Annotated in this window: 19 protein-coding genes; 16 read left to right on the forward strand and 3 right to left on the reverse strand. The window is 70.0% G+C overall.

What is annotated here, in order from left to right:
- Positions 1–469 precede the first annotated feature (469 nt).
- Complete coding sequence (locus OXN85_14345; GenBank protein MCY3601143.1) at positions 470–1,621, forward strand: carboxypeptidase-like regulatory domain-containing protein; 1,152 nt, start codon at positions 470–472, stop codon at positions 1,619–1,621.
- A 134-nt stretch (positions 1,622–1,755) separates the two neighbouring features.
- Here the strand turns inward: OXN85_14345 and lexA are convergent, their stop codons facing one another.
- Positions 1,756–2,364, reverse strand: coding sequence for a transcriptional repressor LexA (lexA, locus tag OXN85_14350; GenBank protein ID MCY3601144.1), 609 nt, complete (start codon positions 2,362–2,364; stop codon positions 1,756–1,758).
- A gap of 170 nt (positions 2,365–2,534) precedes the next feature.
- On the opposite strand from lexA, the gene trpC reads away from it, so the two are divergent.
- From trpC to OXN85_14420, 14 genes are all read left to right on the forward strand, one after another.
- Entirely contained in the window at positions 2,535–3,386 is an 852-nt protein-coding gene (gene trpC / locus OXN85_14355; GenBank protein ID MCY3601145.1) for an indole-3-glycerol phosphate synthase TrpC, read from the forward strand.
- Complete coding sequence (locus OXN85_14360; GenBank protein MCY3601146.1) at positions 3,383–4,027, forward strand: phosphoribosylanthranilate isomerase; 645 nt, start codon at positions 3,383–3,385, stop codon at positions 4,025–4,027. Before trpC ends, OXN85_14360 begins: the two co-directional genes overlap by 4 nt.
- Positions 4,024–5,256 (forward strand): tryptophan synthase subunit beta, encoded by a 1,233-nt coding sequence (gene trpB / locus OXN85_14365; GenBank protein MCY3601147.1) that lies wholly within the window; start codon positions 4,024–4,026, stop codon positions 5,254–5,256. The genes OXN85_14360 and trpB overlap by 4 nt, the downstream gene beginning before the upstream one ends.
- 2 nt (positions 5,257–5,258) lie before the next feature.
- Positions 5,259–5,477 carry a hypothetical protein gene (locus OXN85_14370; protein MCY3601148.1) on the forward strand — a complete coding sequence of 73 codons (219 nt, stop codon included), beginning with the start codon at positions 5,259–5,261 and terminating at the stop codon, positions 5,475–5,477.
- A gap of 39 nt (positions 5,478–5,516) precedes the next feature.
- Positions 5,517–5,804: a peroxidase gene (locus OXN85_14375; protein ID MCY3601149.1), complete on the forward strand. Its 288-nt coding sequence runs from the start codon at positions 5,517–5,519 to the stop codon at positions 5,802–5,804.
- Positions 5,805–5,816: 12 nt separating this feature from the next.
- Positions 5,817–6,500 carry a VOC family protein gene (locus OXN85_14380; GenBank protein MCY3601150.1) on the forward strand — a complete coding sequence of 228 codons (684 nt, stop codon included), beginning with the start codon at positions 5,817–5,819 and terminating at the stop codon, positions 6,498–6,500.
- A 41-nt stretch (positions 6,501–6,541) separates the two neighbouring features.
- Entirely contained in the window at positions 6,542–7,819 is a 1,278-nt protein-coding gene (locus OXN85_14385; protein ID MCY3601151.1) for an amino acid ABC transporter substrate-binding protein, read from the forward strand.
- Between the two features lie 7 nt (positions 7,820–7,826).
- The gene (gene rocF / locus OXN85_14390; protein MCY3601152.1) at positions 7,827–8,726 is read left to right on the forward strand and encodes an arginase; all 900 of its coding nucleotides are present in this window, start codon (positions 7,827–7,829) and stop codon (positions 8,724–8,726) included.
- Positions 8,727–8,829: 103 nt separating this feature from the next.
- Complete coding sequence (locus OXN85_14395; protein MCY3601153.1) at positions 8,830–9,051, forward strand: ribbon-helix-helix protein, CopG family; 222 nt, start codon at positions 8,830–8,832, stop codon at positions 9,049–9,051.
- Positions 9,052–9,097: 46 nt separating this feature from the next.
- The gene (locus OXN85_14400; GenBank protein ID MCY3601154.1) at positions 9,098–9,289 is read left to right on the forward strand and encodes a type II toxin-antitoxin system RelE/ParE family toxin; all 192 of its coding nucleotides are present in this window, start codon (positions 9,098–9,100) and stop codon (positions 9,287–9,289) included.
- A 99-nt stretch (positions 9,290–9,388) separates the two neighbouring features.
- Complete coding sequence (locus OXN85_14405) at positions 9,389–11,464, forward strand: S9 family peptidase (protein ID MCY3601155.1); 2,076 nt, start codon at positions 9,389–9,391, stop codon at positions 11,462–11,464.
- Positions 11,461–12,285 (forward strand): tryptophan synthase subunit alpha, encoded by an 825-nt coding sequence (gene trpA / locus OXN85_14410; protein MCY3601156.1) that lies wholly within the window; start codon positions 11,461–11,463, stop codon positions 12,283–12,285. Before OXN85_14405 ends, trpA begins: the two co-directional genes overlap by 4 nt.
- 99 nt (positions 12,286–12,384) lie before the next feature.
- Positions 12,385–12,657: a ribbon-helix-helix protein, CopG family gene (locus tag OXN85_14415; GenBank protein MCY3601157.1), complete on the forward strand. Its 273-nt coding sequence runs from the start codon at positions 12,385–12,387 to the stop codon at positions 12,655–12,657.
- Positions 12,654–13,025 (forward strand): type II toxin-antitoxin system VapC family toxin, encoded by a 372-nt coding sequence (locus OXN85_14420; GenBank protein ID MCY3601158.1) that lies wholly within the window; start codon positions 12,654–12,656, stop codon positions 13,023–13,025. The genes OXN85_14415 and OXN85_14420 overlap by 4 nt, the downstream gene beginning before the upstream one ends.
- 405 nt (positions 13,026–13,430) lie before the next feature.
- On the opposite strand, the gene OXN85_14425 is transcribed toward OXN85_14420, so the two are convergent.
- On the reverse strand, positions 13,431–14,606 hold the full coding sequence (locus OXN85_14425; protein MCY3601159.1) for a hypothetical protein: 1,176 nt from the start codon (positions 14,604–14,606) through the stop codon (positions 13,431–13,433).
- Between the two features lie 95 nt (positions 14,607–14,701).
- Entirely contained in the window at positions 14,702–14,977 is a 276-nt protein-coding gene (locus OXN85_14430) for a hypothetical protein (GenBank protein MCY3601160.1), read from the reverse strand.
- 251 nt (positions 14,978–15,228) lie between these two features.
- On the opposite strand from OXN85_14430, the gene OXN85_14435 reads away from it, so the two are divergent.
- Positions 15,229–16,721, forward strand: a 1,493-nt coding sequence (locus OXN85_14435; protein MCY3601161.1) for a hypothetical protein, incomplete at its 3' end; no start/stop codon positions are given.

Genomic DNA, 16,721 nt, shown 5'->3' on the forward strand with positions numbered 1-16,721 from the left:
GCGCGTCCTGCCCCCCTCCCACCAGAGGCTGCTCAAAATCCGCGAACGAGGATGGTGGCGCCGGACACCGCCGGGACGGGTAACGCGACACGCTGCCATGCTCGCGCGGGCCGTCCGCGTCGCAATCACCGCCGGTGCGGCGGACCATGGCGTGTCTTGCCGCAGCCACGCTCCTGTTCGCGGCGACACCTGGCAATTCTTGGTGGGGAGCGACGACACGATCTGGATCGCCAGGGCCCGATGAGGCGGGAGAACGGACATGGCTCGTCCTGGGGCCGACGGGCCCGACCATCGGCCGGTTCCGGCTCCCCGCCGCATCTCGGGCGTCGAACGCCAACCGGACCGAGGCCTGGGTCGTGGAAAAGGACGCGCTCATCGACGGAGGTTTGTTCTGGACCAATCGCGGCCGCTCCCGGGTAGTCGACTTGAGTGCGGGTGCACGGGTCTGCGTGGGAAACGGAGGGCGCCGATGTGCAACGACTTTGGCCGGATCGTGCGGGCGGGATCGCTGGCTGTGTGGGTGCCGGCGATCCTGGTTGCAGTGGGTGCCGGATCGCTCGGCGCCTTGCAGGAGGATGGTTGCGCCGGCCGCCGGTCGCTCGCGGTCGAGGTGCTCGACGATTCGGGGCTGGTTCCGATCCCGGGCGCGACGGTGGCGTTGCGGTGGACGGACGCGGAGCGGCGACCGGTGCGGGAGCCGGTGGACGCCGACGGACGGCTCGTACTCTGCGTTCCGCCGAACACGCGACAGGCCGTCCTGTGGGCCGAGTTCGGCGACGCGTCGAGCGAGGAGATGACAGTGATCGTGGAGCCCGGAGCGCCGGTTTCCGTGCAACTCCGCCTCCTGTTCGCGACCACGGCCACGGGGCGGGTCATCGGGCAGGTTCGGGATGCGCGGAACGACCGGCCTGTGGCGGCGGCCGCGGTGTCCGTCCCGGGCCGGCCGGAGGCGGCTCAGAGCAACAGCCGCGGGTATTTTGTGCTCAGCGCGCTGCCGGTGGGCGAACACGAGCTTTCGGTGCGGCATCTCGGCTACGCACCCCTGGTCGATCGGGTGGTAGTCGAGCGGGGCGTCACGACCGAGGCCATGATCGGCCTGTCTCCGGACCCGGTGGTCCTGGCGCCGCTGGTCGCAGTCGCCACGAGGTCCCGGCGTCTGGAGATCTCGGGGTTCTACGAACGCAGAGAGTGGGGGGAACTCACGGGTGGCGGCGAGTTCTTCACCGTCGAGGACATCGAACGCCGCAACCCGCTTCGCATTTCGCACATGATCGCGGACGTGCCTGGCGTACGGCTGGGGAACTGCGGGGTGCAGGCGCACGGATGCCAGTTGTACGGCACGAGGGCATCGGCGGGCTTCAGCAACCAGGGCTGCAAGTTGAATATCTTCGTTGACGGCAACCTGGTCATTCGAGGAAGCGACGAGCGGTGGGCCGCGGAGGAGGTGCCCCATGCGATCCTGCGCATGAGCCGCATGACCAGGGAGAATGAGACGATCAACGATTACGTTCTCCCGGCGGAGATCGAAGGGCTCGAGGTGTACACGGGCGCGGCCGCGCTCCCGGCGGAATTCTCCGGCTATGACGCCCGTTGTGGCGCCGTCGTGATCTGGACCAAATAGGCTTGTTGATTCCGGAGACGGGAACCTCCGCCCCGACGGTTTTTTTTGTGGGAGGTGGGTGGCCGTCGGGACGGGAACTCTCGGGGAGTCGAGAGCGGTCCTCCGTCAACTGCGGTGAGGCTTCTTGTCCGTCTTTAGTAGCGCCGGATCACGCCGATCACGACGCCCTGGATCGTGACCTGCGATGGGTTCAGGTAGATCGGCGCGAGCGCCGGGTTCGCGGGCTGAAGCCGGATCCGGCCCTGCTCCAGGTAGATCTTCTTCATGGTGGCGTTCTCGCCATCGACGAGCGCGATCACCATTTCGCCGTTGTGCGCCGTCTCGCGCGACTGGACGATGACGTAGTCGCCGTCGCGGATCTGTTCGTCGATCATCGAATCGCCGCGCACCCGGAGCACGTAGTGTTCGCTCAGGGAGCCCGCGATCATGTCTTCGGGAACGGAGACCGTCTCCTGATCCTGGATGACTTCTATCGGCTGACCCGCCGCCACGTTGCCGTACAGCGGCAGTTCGACCGCGGCGACCTGGAGCTTTCCTTCCACCAGTTCGACCGACCGGCTTTCATTGTAGTTCTTTCGGATATACCCCTTCGCCTGCAGGTTCTGGAGATGTTCGTGCACCGTCGCGAGCGAGCGGTAGCCGAACTCCTCCGCGATCTCCTCGAAGCTCGGGGAATACCCGCGGAACCGTATGAAGCCCTCGAGGAAGTCCAGCATCTCGCGCTGTCGCTTCGTAAGCGCCATCGTTTTTCGCTCCGCTCGAAGCTTCCGCACCGTGCCCGCCCCGGACGCTTGCGGCGGGCCGAAGGATTACCGAACATACCCGAACATGCACCGAAGCGCAACCTTCCACGCGAACCGGGACGACCGCCGGGGTTTTGCGGCGGGATAGCGGCGGTCGCAGCTTGGCGCCCATGGCACACGACACGATTCTCGAAGAGATCCTCGCGGCGAAGCGGGAAGAGGTCGCGCGGCTCCAGTTGTTCCGGAGCGCGATTCGCGCACAGGCGGAGGAAGCCCCGCCGCCGCGCGGTTTCGAGGCGTCGCTGCGCCGGCCCGGGGAAGTCTCCGTCGTGGCGGAGTTCAAGCGCCGCTCACCCTCCGCCGGCGACATCAACCCGTACGCCCAGGCGGCGGGCGTGGCGAGCGTGTACGCCTCCGCGGGGGCGGCTGCGATTTCGGTCCTCACGGACGAACGCTACTTCGGCGGCTCGCTGGACGACCTGAGGTCCGCGAAGGGCGCCGTGGGAGCCCCCATCCTCCGCAAGGACTTCACGCTGGATCCCGTCCAGTTGTACGAGGCGCGGGCCGCGGGCGCGGATGCGGTCCTGCTCATCGTGCGCGCGCTCGGCGACGCCCGGTTGCGGGAACTGCTCGAAATCGCGGGCGAGCTCGGTCTCGGGGCGCTCGTAGAGGCGCACGACGAGGAGGAGATGATGCGGGCGCTCGAAGCCGGGGCCCGGATCGTCGGCGTGAACGCGCGGGACCTCGCGACCTTCGAGGTGGATCTCGAGCGCTCGCTGCGCCTGATCGCGACGCTTCCGGCCGATGTCGTGGCCGTGGCGGAGAGCGGGATCCGGTCCGCGGAGGACGCGGCGGCGGCGGGGGCGGCGGGGGCGGACGCGGTGCTGGTCGGCGGGTGGTTGATGGCAGGCGACCCGGCGGCGGGCGTCGAGGCGCTCGTCGGCCATCCGCAGCGGCCCCGGAGCGACCGGATGCACCCGGCGGGCGCCGAGGCCTCGATGGACGGCGACGGCGCGCCGTGACCCGCGCCAGGGTGAAGATCTGCGGTCTCCGGGAGCCGCGGCACGCCGCCGCGACGTCTCGCGCCGGAGCGGACTACGTGGGCGTCGTGTTCGCCGGCCGGGTGCGGGAGATCACGGCCGGGGAAGCCGCCGGCGTCGTGGAGGCGCTCGAGGGCGGCACGCGCGCCGTGGGCGTGTTCGTGGACGCGGGCCCGGCGGAGATCCTCGTCAAACGGGACATCGCGGGGTTTCACGTGGCTCAGCTCGCCGGCGCCGAGCCGCCCGACCTCTGCGAGCGCCTCCGGGCTGAGGGATTGGAGGTCTGGAAGGGTCTCCGGCCCACGTCGAGCGACGACCTGCTCCGGGGGTGGGACGAGTACCGGGAGGCGGCGGACGCGATCCTCCTGGAGGGGTTCTCGCCGCGCGGACCCGGAGGCACCGGGACGGCCTTCCCGTACGAGTGGCTGGCGGGGCTGGAACGGGACGGGTGTGGGCTCGCCCTCGCGGGCGGGCTGAACGCGGACAACGTGGCGCGCGCGATCCGCGACGTGCGTCCCGACATCGTCGACGTTTCCTCGGGCGTCGAGCGGGCCCGGGGGGAGAAGTCGACCGAACTCATCCTCGAATTCCTGGCGGCCGCCCAACGAGCGGCGGCGAAATGAGCAGCCCGGCCCCCGGCTGGTTCGGCGACTTCGGCGGGCAGTTCGTGCCCGAGACGCTGATCCCCGCGCTCGACGAACTCACGGCGGCCTGGGCCGAGGCGTGCGACGATCCCTCCTTCGCGGAGGCCCTCGAGATCAGCCTCGCCCATTACGTGGGACGGCCCACGCCGCTCTACCGGGCGCCACGCCTCGGGGCGGATCTCGGGCTCGACCTGTGGCTGAAGCGTGAGGACCTCAACCACACGGGCGCCCACAAGATCAACAACACGATCGGCCAGGCGCTGCTCGCGAAGCGCATGAAGAAGGCCCGGATCATCGCCGAGACCGGCGCGGGCCAGCACGGCGTGGCGACGGCCACCGCCTGCGCGGCGCTCGACTTCGAGTGCGCCGTCTACATGGGAGAGGAGGACATGCGCCGGCAGGCGCTCAACGTCGAGCGCATGGAGATGCTGGGTGCCGAAGTCATCCCCGTCTCAAGCGGGAGCCGGACGCTCAAGGACGCGACGAACGAGGCGATCCGCGACTGGGTCACGAACGTGGACACGACGCACTACATCATCGGCTCCGTCGTCGGCCCCGCGCCCTATCCGGCGCTCGTGCGCGACTTCCAGCGCGTCATCGGCGACGAGACCGGCCGGCAACTCGCCGAGCACGGCGTGGAGCCGGATGCCGTCTTCGCCTGCGTGGGCGGCGGCTCCAACGCGATCGGCATCTTCACCCCCTTCATCGAGCGCAACCGCGAACTCCCGGCGGAGACGCGCGTCGCCCTCGTCGGCGTGGAGGCGGCGGGGCACGGGGTCGAAACCGGCCGGCACTCCGCCTCGCTCACGGCGGGCGAGCCCGGGGTGCTTCACGGCAACTACAGCTACCTGCTCCAGGACGAGGACGGCCAGGTGATTCCCGCCCATTCCGTCTCCGCCGGCCTCGACTATCCCGGCGTCGGCCCGGAGCACTCGTGGCTCAAGGAGACGGGACAGGTCCGCTACGAATCGGTGACGGATGAGGAGGCCCTCGCGGCGTTCCGGGATCTGTGCCGGCTGGAGGGGCTGATCCCCGCGCTCGAGAGCGCCCACGCGCTGGCGGGCCTGCGGCGGGAAGCCGCGCGCTGGGCGGGGAGCCGCGTCGTCATCTGCCTCAGCGGCCGGGGCGACAAGGACGTGGAGGAAGTCGCCCGCATCCTGGCGGCGGGTGACGAACCTGGTGGCGACGCCGGCTCGGGCGGGCGCTGACCGTGGCCTTCATCGACTACCCGGATCCGGCGGGGATCCCCGAGGAGGACCGCGTCGCGGACGACGACAACATCATCCGCATTCACGGCGTCCACAGCCGCGTCATCCGGCTCCACTACGACCTCTACCGCGAACTCATGTACGGACCGGGGCCGCTGACCCGGATCCAGAGGGAGATGATCGCGGTCGTCGTGTCGGGCCTCAACGCCTGCCGCTACTGAATTGTCCATCACGGAGAGGGTCTCCGTCGTCTGCTCGAGGTGGCCAACGCCAGCGGTTCCAGCGAGGAGAACGAACGCCTCATCGCTGCCCTCGCGACGGACCATGCGGCGGCCGAGCTGGACGAGGCCGACCGGGCGATGCTCGACTACGCCGCGCGGCTCACGCTCGACCCGGGCGGCGAGCACGGATCCGCGGTCGAGGGATTGAAGGCGCGCGGCTTCGATGATCGCGCGATCCACGATATCTGCGCGGTCACCGCCTACTATGCATTCGTGAACCGGATCGCCGACGGGCTCGGCGTCGAACTCGAAGACGAGGGAGGCTAACGGAAAGTGGCCATGCTCCCGCCGACACCGCCGCAGGGCGCACCCGGTACGCCGGGCGCCCCCGCCGTTCCCGTGAATCTCGACCATCTGCTGCTGGGGACCGCCGACCTCGAGGAGGGAGTGGCGTGGGTGGCCGAGCGGCTCGGCGTCGAAGCCGCGTTCGGCGGTCGCCACGAGAACCTCGGCACCGCGAACCATCTCCTCTCGCTCGGGGGGGACATCTATCTCGAGATCCTCGGTCCCGACCCCGAAGCGCCGCCCCGGGACGAGCCGCTCCCGTTCGGAATCGAGGGACTCGCCGAGCCCCGACTCGTCACGTGGGCGGCCCGCGGGACCGACCTCGAGGCGCTCGTCGCGCGGGCGTCGAGCCGGGGCGTTCCGCTGGGGTCGGTGCGGCCCGGCTCCCGGCTCCGGCCGGACGGCACCGAACTGAGCTGGGAGATCACGGCCTTCGCCGCCGTCCTCCACGATGGTCTCGTACCTTTCTTCATCGACTGGGGAACGACGCCGCACCCGGCCCGCGCGACGCCGCCGGGCGGGCGGCTGATCTCGTTCCGGGCCGAACACCCGGACCCCTCCGCGGTACGATCGACCCTCGAGTCGCTGGACCTGGCGCTCGAAGTGGACGAGGGGCCGGAGCCCGCGCTCGTGGCGAGGATCCGTACCCTGGACGGCGACGACGTGGAGTTGCGCTAGCAGAACTGTCTTCAAGTTTCGAGGCGATATTCATGGGACTCATGAGCGATACACATCGGGCACATCGCGGCGGTCGCACGATCGGTCTGGCCGCAGGCTTCCTGACACTGGCCCTGGTCGCGGCCGGGTGCGTGGACGACCCGGCGGATCCCACGGGGCCGGAGCCGGGCTCGGACGGGACGCCGATCACGCTGGCGGCGGCCATCTCCGAGACGGGGCGGCACGGCGTGGAGGGGATTGAAGTCGTGCGCGGGTATCGTCTCGCCGTCGAGATCCTCAACGAGAAGGGGGGGATTCGCGGCCGGCCGGTGCAGTTGGAGATTCGCGACGACGGGAGCGATGCCCAGGCAAGCGCGCGCCTGTACGCGGAGCTCATCGCCTCCGGGACGGTCGAGGCGCTGCTGGGGCCGTACAGCAGCCCGATCACGGAAACCGTCCTCGCCGTGAACGAGGCCGCGGGCATGCCGATGGTCGCGCCGATGGCGGCGGCGCCCTCGATCTGGTCCGAGCGGCAGCGGCAATGGAGCGTCCAGTTGCTGACTCCGGGGCCGGCCTACCTGCAGGGTTCCGTGGAGGTGGCCGTGTTCGGCGGGGCCCGGACCGCGGCGATCGTGTACGAGAACAGTTCGTTTCCGGCATCGGTGGTCGAGGGCGTGCGCGAAGCGGTCCGCCGCCACGGACTGGAGATCGTGCTGGACCAGTCCTATGAGGTGGGAGCCGCCGACCACGAGGCGATCGCCACTGCGGCACGGGACGCCGGCGCGGACCTCTTCATCGGCGGCGGCTACACGGCCGACGCCGCCGGCTTCGCCACTGCGGCGCCCGTCGTGGGCTACAGGCCGGTCCTCATGAGCCTGATCATCGGGCCTGGTCAGCAGCACTTCGTCGAGGACGTAGGGCAGGCCGCGCGGTGCGTCGCCGGCAACTCGCCCTGGCACCCGGCCCTCGAGACATCCGGGTTCATCGCGGACAACGCAACCTTCGTCAGCCGCTTCGAGGCGGCGCACGGAGCGACGCCGGGCTACCACGCGGCAGGCGGCTTCGCGGCCGTGGAACTCGTGGCCGAAGGGCTCGACCAGACGATCTCCGGGATGGGCGGACCCAACCGCGGCGCGCTGCGCGACTTCCTGTTCTCGGCCCGTACCGGGACCATCGCGGGTCCGTACGAGGTCTTTCCCATGGGCGAAGCGGAGGCCGGCGCCCAGCGCGGGCTCAAGGGGTTGCAGGTCCAGTGGCAGGACGACGGCGCCGGCGGGCTCGCCCTCCGGATCGTGCATCCGTGGGCCGCCGCCAACGCCACCCCCTGCTACACGCGCTGACCGCGGCCTGGTGGACATCGCGCTGATCTCCGTCTCCATCGACCTCGGCGCCGGACGCCGGGGCGTGGACATGGGGCCCTCCGCTCTGCGCATCGCCGGGATCAGCCAGGAGATCGAAGCGGTCGGCCACAGCATCGTCGAACTGGGCACCGTGACGGCCGGCGGGCTGGAGACCACGGACGCGGGCGAGCACGAGTTGCGCTTCCTGGACGAGATCGTCCACGTGGCGGAGGAGACACGGAAGCTCGTGGGCGAGGGACTGGCCCGGGGCTGCACGCCGCTCGTGCTCGGCGGCGACCATTCGCTCTCGATCGGATCGGTGGCGGCGGTCGCCGACCACCACCGGTCCCGGGGGGCGTCCATCGGCGTCATCTGGGTGGACGCCCACGCCGACATGAACCGCCCCGACACCACGCCCACCGGGAACATTCACGGCATGCCGCTCGCGGTGCTGCTGGGGCACGGGGAGCCGCAACTGACCCGCGGCGCGGCGAGCGTCGCCCCGGAGAACGTGAGCGTCCTGGGCGCGCGGTCGCTGGATGGGGGCGAGAAGCGGCTCATCCGGGAGCTGGGCGTCCGCGTGTTCACGATGTCCGAAATCGACGAGCGCGGCGTGGGGGCCTGCATGGACGAAGCCGTGGAGCGCGCCGGCGCCGGCACGTCCGGGTTCCATCTCTCGTTCGACGTAGACGCGCTCGACCCGCGGATCGCGCCGGGAGTGGGAACGCCCGTGCGCGGCGGCCTCACCTACCGCGAAGGGCACCTCGTGTGCGAGAAGGCCGCGCACTCGGGAAAGCTGCTGAGCCTCGAACTCGTCGAACTCAACCCGATCCTCGATCACCGCAACCAGACCGCCGAACTCGGAGTCGGCCTCGTCGCCTCCGCCCTCGGCGCCGCAATCCTCTAGCGTCGTCTCCTTGCCGGGGATGCGGCAGTGACATTACGATGATCGCATCGACAGTCATTGACAGTAAATCGATGTACGTGTGATCCAGGAGGGGACTTCGGACATGGATCAGATCACCGCGCGCGTCCCGCACGAGATGGTCGAAGCCCTGGATGCCGCGGCGTCAACGCTGAGGCGCAGCCGTGCCGACGTCGTTCGCCAGGCCCTGGAGCGATATCTGGAAGACTTCAACGACCTGACGGTTGCCGTGGAGCGGCTGCGGGATCCCAGCGATCCCGTACTCGACTGGGATGAGGTCAGGGGTGGCCTACTCCGTTCGGATTAAGCGAAGCGCGGTCAAGGCGCTTAGCCGGATTCCGAAGCAGGACCGCGTGCGCATCGTAGACGCCATCGACGGATTGGCGGACCATCCCCACGCGGGCAGTTCCCTCAAGGGAGGTCTGCGCGGCCTTCGGCGCATCCGCGTCGACGGCTACCGCGTGGTGTACGAGGTACAGGATGCGGCGCTCGTCGTTCTCGTCGTACGCGTCGCACACCGCGGAACCGTCTACCGTCCGCTCTGACCGACCTCTACCGTCGGCTTCCGGCTGGCCGCCGCTCGGCTCATCTCCGATAATTCCAGGTCTGACCACGGGCCGCCCAGGAAGCCGAAGGAGTGAAGGATGAAGACGAAGTTCGGAAGCGCCGTCCTGCTGACAGCCATCGCCGCCGGAGCGCTCGCCGCGGATGCGACGGCCCAGACGCGCCGGCTGTCGCTCGACCACTACATGGACATGGAGTCGGTCTCGAATCCCCGGATCTCCCCGGACGGGTCGAGGATCATCTACACCCGCGGCTGGGTGGACAAGGTCAACGACCGCCGCGAGTCGTCCCTCTACATGATGAACGCGGACGGCAGCCGGAAGCGGGCGCTCCTCGAGGGCGGCGGGGCGCGCTGGTCCCCCGACGGCACGCGCATCCTGTACACGGCGGCGGGCGAGCCCTCCGGGAGCCAGATCTTCGTGCGCTGGATGGATGAAGAGGGCGCCACCACCCAGGTCACGCGCCTCGAGAACGGCCCCTCCTCGCCCCTCTGGTCGCCCGACGGAGAATGGATCGCCTTCACGAGCCGGGTGAACGACCGCGCGGACTTCGCCGGCGTCGATCTCCCCTCGCGGCCGGATGGAGCGACCTGGACCACGGGGCCGAAGATCGTCGAGCGTGCCGGCTACAAGCGCGACCGCCAGGGGTACGTCGACACCGGCTGGACGCACGTGTTCGTCGTGCCGGCCGACGGAGGCTCCGCCCGCCAGCTCACGACGGGGGACTGGAACCACGGCGGCATCGCCTGGAGCCCGGACGGGAGCGAGATCTACTTCTCCTCCTACCGCGTCCCGGACTGGGACCGGCCCGAGCACTGGCAGGAGTCGGAGATCTACGCGGTCTCCGTCCCCTCGGGCGCGATCCGCCAACTCACCGATCGGCGCGGCCCCGACGCGGGACCCGTGCCCTCGCCGGACGGCCGCCTCATCGCGTACAGCGCCGGGGACGAGCACCGCGACACCTACCGGAACAACCGGATCCACGTCATGAACCGGGACGGGTCCGGCTCGCGGCTCATCTCCGGCGACTATGACCGGCAGTCCGGCGGCTTCCAGTGGGCACCCGACGGGAGCGGCCTCTACTTCAACGTGAACCGGGAAGGGTACCGGCAGCTCCACTTCGTCTCCGTCGACGGCGGCGTCACGCAGCTCACCGAGGGGGCGCATCTCTTCTCCCTCTCCTCCTTCGCGGAGGACGGCACCGCGGTGGGCACGATCTCCACGGACCACGAGCCCGGCGACCTCTATCGGTTCTCCCTCTCGGACCCGGGCGAGGCCACCCGCCTCACGGAGGTCAACGCGGACGTGCTCCACGGCGTGACCCTCGGCGAAGTGGAGGAGGTCTGGTACGAGTCGACGGACGGCTTCCGGGTGCAGGGCTGGATCGTGAAACCGCCCGAATTCGACCCGAACCGCGAGTATCCGCTGATGCTCGCCATCCACGGCGGGCCGCACTCGATGTACAACGGCGGGTTCAACTTCGCCTTCCAGGAGCACGCCTCGAACGACTATGTCGTCCTCTACACGAACCCGCGGGGAAGCACGGGATACGGCACGGAGTTCGCGAACGCCATCAACCACGACTATCCCGGCGCGGACTTTCCCGACCTCATGGGCGGCGTCGACGAAATGCTGCGGCGCGGCTACGTGGACGAGGACAACCTGTTCGTGTACGGGTGCTCGGGCGGCGGCATCCTCACCTCATACATCGTCGGGAACACGGACCGCTTCCGGGCGGCCTCGGCGAACTGCCCGATCGTGAACTGGATGTCGGCGATGGGGACGTCGGACGCCATCGGCTATCTGCGCACCTTCGAGCAGCCCTTCTGGGAGGACCCGGAGGAGTGGATGGACCGGTCGTCGATCTTCTACGTCGGGAACGTGACGACGCCGACGATGCTGATGACGGGGGAGATGGATCTCAGGACGCCCATGGGTCAGACCGAGGAGTTCTACCAGGCGCTTCACTACGAGGGCGTGCCGACGGTCATGGTGCGCTTCCAGGGGGAGTGGCACGGGACGAGTTCGCGCCCGTCGAATTTCCTGCGCACGCAGCTCTACCTGAGGAAGTGGTTCGAACAGTGGGGGACGCACCGGCCGGCCGTGACGACCGAGGAGGACGACGCCGAGGAGGACGCGGGGGACGACGGCTCTTGAGCGTTCCCGGCGGCAACATGCCCGCCGCGGCCCCCGTCACGCCCGTCGGATCGCGGATCGAGGGCGCGTTCGAGGGTCGGGACGAAGCGGCATTCATCCCCTTTCTGTCGAGCGGGTTTCCGCGACCGGCGGACACGCCGCGGCTGCTGGAGCGGCTGGCGGCGGACGGCGCGGACATCATCGAACTCGGGATCCCGTTCAGCGACCCGCTCGCGGACGGGCCCACGATCCAGGCCGCGAGCTGGCGCGCGCTGGAGCAGGGCGTCACGGTCGAGTCCACGCTGGACCAGCTGGCCGGGATCTCGGCCGATCTGCCGCCGGTCGTCGTCTTCTCCTACCTGAATCCGATTCTCCGCATGGGAGTGGAGCATTTCCTGGCGCGCGCGGAGGCCGCGGGGGCGGCGGGACTCCTCGTCACCGACCTGCCCGTGGGCTCGCACCCGGAACTGGAGCGGCGGCTGGCCGCCGGATCGCTCGACCTCATCCCGCTCGCGGCCCCCACCACGCCGCGGGCCCGCCTCGAGACCATCCTGGGCCACGCCTCGGGGTTCCTGTACTACATCTCCCGCCTCGGCGTGACAGGGGCGCGGAAGGCGCTCGACGCCTCGCTTGAGGACCAGGTGAGATCGCTCCGGAAGATGGTGCGGCTGCCGGTGGCGGTGGGGTTCGGGATCTCGACGCCGGAGCAGGCCGCCGCGGTCGCGGGCATGGCCGACGGGGTCGTCGTCGGGTCCGCGCTCATCGCCGCCCTCGGCCGCGGCGAGGCCGCCTTCGCGGAGCTGTCCGCCGCCCTCGCCGCCGCCGTGCACCGCGGGGCGTGAGGGGGTGCGCATGAACCGGCTCATCAACGCGCGGCTCGCGGGCTTGACGCGCTTGATATCCCTCGAGTAGGGCCATACCATAACGGTATGGCCACCACCATGATCAAGTCCACCTACTCGCTCGATGTGGAGACTGTGCGAACGCTGGAAGCGCTGGCGGCGCGCTGGAACGTCTCCAAGTCCGAGGTGTTGCGCCGGGCGGTCAGGACAGCGGCGGCGGAAGATGGAGCCGGCGCGGGCGGACCGCTGGCGGCCCTGCGCCAACTGCAGGCCGACGTCCGGGAGGACGGCGTGGACATCGACCGGTGGGTGCGCGACGTCAGGGCCGAACGCCGTGCCTGGACGACGCCGCCCCGCGCGGTCGAGGAATGATCCATCTCGATACCAGCTTCCTCATCCGGGCGCTGGTCATCGGATCGCCGGAAGATCGGCGGCTGAGCGGCTGGATCTCGTCGGGCGAGGGGATCGGCATGAGCGCTGTGGCGTGGGCGGAGTTTCTGTGCGGCCCGCTCTCGCCGCCCCGACTGCGAGTGGCCGACGCCATCGTTGGCCCCCGCATCGATTTCACCGGAGTGGACGCCGTCGTGGCGGCGCGTCTCTTCAACGAGTGCGGGCGTCGGCGCGGATCGCTGCCCGATTGCATGATTGCGGCGTCGGCGCTCGGCGGCGGTGCGCAGCTTGCCACGGCCGATGAAGCGGATTTCCGCCGTTTCAAGGCGTTCGGAGTTCGACTCGCTTGACCGATGACGCCGACGAACGCCCGTACGGCACGGAGTCCGCGGCGTCGACTATGGTCCCAGCACCCCGGAATCATTGTCTCCGCGAGGGTCGCTCGAAAGGCCCGCTATGATGTGGTCATTGTCTGGCCCACGGGGGTCCCACCAGGGAGTGTCGCCGCCGAGAACCAGGGGGTCGCCGTCACCCGGGTGGTAGTAGCGCCGGTCGTTGCGCAGGCGGTAGTCCTGATCGCCCGGGTCGTCGCCGAACAGGCATCCAGCGGACATGACGCCCAATCCGCCCATAAGCACGCCGCGACCAAAGACGGCCACGAAAGTGCGACGGGGCACATCCCGAACCCGAACATCGCGCCGTGCTATCGTGGTCTCGCGTCGTGGAGATGTCATGTCCGGCCTCCTGGTCTTTTCTCAGCCGATGACCTCGAGGATCCCCTCTCGGATCATCGTCCCGAGCACGATCTTCCGTCCCGGCCAGTCGAGCGAACGGTCGAGCGAGCCGGCTGTCTGTGGTCCGCCCTCCAGCACCGATCTGACCGTCCCGGCGGCGGCCTCCGGGAACTCCAACTCTCGCCCGGCCGCAATTACGACGACCTGGCCGTCGCGGATCTCCGCCCTGCTTCGGAGGTCCGGACGGGGCCGTATGACGTCCGTCGGAGATAGCGACTCGGCGGCGGAGGTTGCCTGGGACAGGTAGTTCGACGCGCACGGCCGAAAGGCGGCCCCGACCTCGTCGAGCCTCGCTGACAGAACGGCCTCCACGTCGAGTTCATCGGGCAGAGCCGCGATTCGACCGATCAGTTGCTGCCGGATCTCTCCGAAGTCGGCGCCCGTAGCGCCGATGCCGAAGGGGAGGTTCTCGCGCCAGCGACTCGACCTCAACGTGAGTTCACCGAGACATTGCCCCAGGAATTCCGACCATGTGTAGGCGATCAGTCCCAGCGTGATGTGGAGCGACGTCTCTTCTCCGGATTCGGCGGCGTGCATGACTCCGCGCGGGAGATAGAGGACATCGCCGGCCGTCAGCATGAACTCCGCCACCACCGGGCCCGCCTCGTGCGTCTCGGGATCGAACTGCTGGCCGATCACCGGCAGGTCCTCGCCGCCCTCGTAAAGGCGCCATCGCTTCGATCCTTCGATCTGCATCACGAACACGTCGTGCGTGTCCCAGTGGTGCCGGAAGCCCTGCGCGTGAGGCGGGGTCAGGTAGATGTTAGCCTGCGTCCGGGCTCCAGTCTGCCGGGAGAATGCCGCGCAGAGGCGGCGAAGAGGTTCGTGCCGATCGTGGAGCGCATCGAAAATGACTGTGCCACCCTCCGCGAAGAGGCGCGCGACCCTCCGAGGATCCGCCAATCCGCCGCGTTCGTACTCCGACCCGTCGACCGGGCGGTCGAAACGAACGACGCGAATGTGTCGCGGGGTTAGACCGTAGGTTCCGAGGATCCGGTCCAACACCTCCGAGGACAGGAGTTCGCGGAAACGGTCTCGACGGCCATCCCGGCAATGCAGCGAGCGTCTGCCGAGAATCTCTTCGAGAAAAAGAACTTCGGAGGGTGGGAAACCAAGGATCCAACTGAGCGGGTCCACGTGATCCCGCTCGTCGATCCGCGGGTTCGCCTGGTGATGGCTCCTCAGCCTCGGCCCGGCAGGACCATCGGGCCCGTCCGTTACGGCCACAAGATCTAGCCGCCGTCGCCGTGACGCGAATCGTTGGTACGGCTGTCCTCATCCTGGAAGATGATATCCCCTCCCTGGTAAGGCTGGTCCCGGATTTCGTGGTCGCGATCGTTGGGAGTGTCGCTATCGCGGAACAACGGCACGTTGCACGCGCTCACCCCGATTCCCGTGCCGCCGGCAATCACGCCCAGCACCCGAACGAAGGATCTGCGTGGCACGTCTCTGCTGGAGACATCGTCAGCCGACACGGTTTCACCGTTCGGGGCCGCCGGATTGCGCAACGCTCTATCCCGGGGAATGGTTGAGTCTGAGCCGATTCGGCACCATACACCCACTCGGGCGTCGGCGTTCCGCGCCCGTCGCCCCACGAACCGAACTGGTTCCTTGAGGGCGGGCCCACTGCGATGGGAGATCAGCCACCGCGCGCTCGCAGTGCAGGCGGCCGAACAGGGCGTGAGCATGAACCGACTCACTAGCGTGCGGCTCGCCGATTGGCGCATGCGGCGGCCGATCGCTTGAATGGAGGAGCGGGATGACAAAGCGCGTTGCCTGGCTTGCGATGTTTGCGGCGGTGACTGGACCGGTGGCGGGACAGGATGGGTTCGGGGCGGCGGTGTGGGCGCCGGCGGCGGACGAGATCCTCGTCCTCAAGCCGGAGTTCGGCCGGGGGGTCGCCTCGGTGCTCGTGTTCAGCAAGGGCGATTCCGGCTGGTCGCAGGTCCAGGAGGTGCGGTCGGCGGGTTCGCTGCTCGGGGAGTCGTTCGGCCGCACGATGGCGGCGGTGGAGGGCGGATTTCTCGCGGCGAGCGGGGACCCGCAGGTGATGATCGGCGCGTACGGGTTCGCGCGCGGAGCGGACGGGGCCTGGATGGAGTCGGGCGCGTTGCCGCTCCGGGCCGAAGCCGCTGCGGCCCCCGAGGAGATGAGCATGGGCCGGGTGATGGCGATCCTGCAGCCGCCGGCGCGCGTCGTCGCGGCGGACGGGGACGTGGCGCTCGTCTCGGCGCCGGGCGGGCAGGGCGCCGGCACCGAGGTGCGGGTCTACGCGCGCGGGGCGGACGGCACGTGGAGCGCGGCGGGCTCGCTGGCGGCCGGAGAGCTGCGGGCGAACGCGCGGTACGGGACGGCGATGGCGGTCCGCGGCGGGCTGGCGGCGGTCGGGGCGCCGGGGCAGGGAAGTTCGGGCACGGTGTACCTGTTCGCGCGCGGGGCCGACGGGGCGTGGAGCCGCGAGGCGGCGCTCGATGCGCCCGCGCTGGGCGGGGGCGCCGGGCTGGGCTCCAGCGTCCACTTCACGGGGGACGACGAACTCGCCGTGGGCGCGCCCTCCGCGGATGGGTCGGTCGGCCGCGTGGTGCTCTTCGCCCGCGGGGCGGGGGGCGGCTGGGCCGAGACGGCGACGCTGCGGCCCGGGGCTCCGGGGCCGGGCCAGCGCTTCGGGACCGCGCTCGCCGCGGCCGGAGGCGAACTCATCGTGGGCGCGCCGGGGGCGGACGACGGCCGCGGCAGGGTCGACGCCTTCACCCGCGCGGACGCGGACGAAGGATGGCGCGCAGCCCACGCCTTCGCGCCCGGGGAGACTGGCCTCGTGGCGGGTTTCGGGTCCGCCCTGGCCCTCCGCCCGGGCCTCGCCGTGGTCGGCAGCCCCGCATCCGAGGGAAGCGCGGGGCTCGCGGCCGTCTACGAGGCGGCGGAGGATGGCTCCTGGGCGGGGCCGGTCTGGCTGCGGCCCGGGACTCCGCCCGTCGCGGTGACATCGGCGGAGGTGCGCTGCGAGGATGACCGCGCCGCGGGCTTCGACTGCGCGGATGTCGACCTCCAGGCGTACCTCCCGCTCGCCTCGATCGGCGCCGAACCCGGGGAGCGCGTGAGCGACGCGTGGGGCTGGACCGACCCCGAGACGGGCCGCGAGTACGGCCTCGTCGGCCGTTCCGGCGGGGCCGCGATCGTCGACGTCACCGACGCCGTCAACCCGGTGTATCTCGGCGTGATCCCCGCGAACCGCAGCGGTGCCCGCGACCTCAA

This window comes from Candidatus Palauibacter australiensis, assembly GCA_026705295.1.
GTDB lineage: Bacteria > Gemmatimonadota > Gemmatimonadetes > Palauibacterales > Palauibacteraceae > Palauibacter > Palauibacter australiensis.

Coding starts and splice junctions, on each gene's coding strand:
- OXN85_14345 (MCY3601143.1), top strand. CDS start 470: ATGTGCAACGACTTTGGCCGGATCGTGCGGGCGGGATCGCTGGCTGTG.
- lexA (MCY3601144.1), bottom strand. CDS start 2,364: ATGGCGCTTACGAAGCGACAGCGCGAGATGCTGGACTTCCTCGAGGGC.
- trpC (MCY3601145.1), top strand. CDS start 2,535: ATGGCACACGACACGATTCTCGAAGAGATCCTCGCGGCGAAGCGGGAA.
- trpB (MCY3601147.1), top strand. CDS start 4,024: ATGAGCAGCCCGGCCCCCGGCTGGTTCGGCGACTTCGGCGGGCAGTTC.
- OXN85_14380 (MCY3601150.1), top strand. CDS start 5,817: ATGCTCCCGCCGACACCGCCGCAGGGCGCACCCGGTACGCCGGGCGCC.
- OXN85_14385 (MCY3601151.1), top strand. CDS start 6,542: ATGAGCGATACACATCGGGCACATCGCGGCGGTCGCACGATCGGTCTG.
- OXN85_14395 (MCY3601153.1), top strand. CDS start 8,830: ATGGATCAGATCACCGCGCGCGTCCCGCACGAGATGGTCGAAGCCCTG.
- OXN85_14405 (MCY3601155.1), top strand. CDS start 9,389: ATGAAGACGAAGTTCGGAAGCGCCGTCCTGCTGACAGCCATCGCCGCC.
- OXN85_14415 (MCY3601157.1), top strand. CDS start 12,385: ATGATCAAGTCCACCTACTCGCTCGATGTGGAGACTGTGCGAACGCTG.
- OXN85_14420 (MCY3601158.1), top strand. CDS start 12,654: ATGATCCATCTCGATACCAGCTTCCTCATCCGGGCGCTGGTCATCGGA.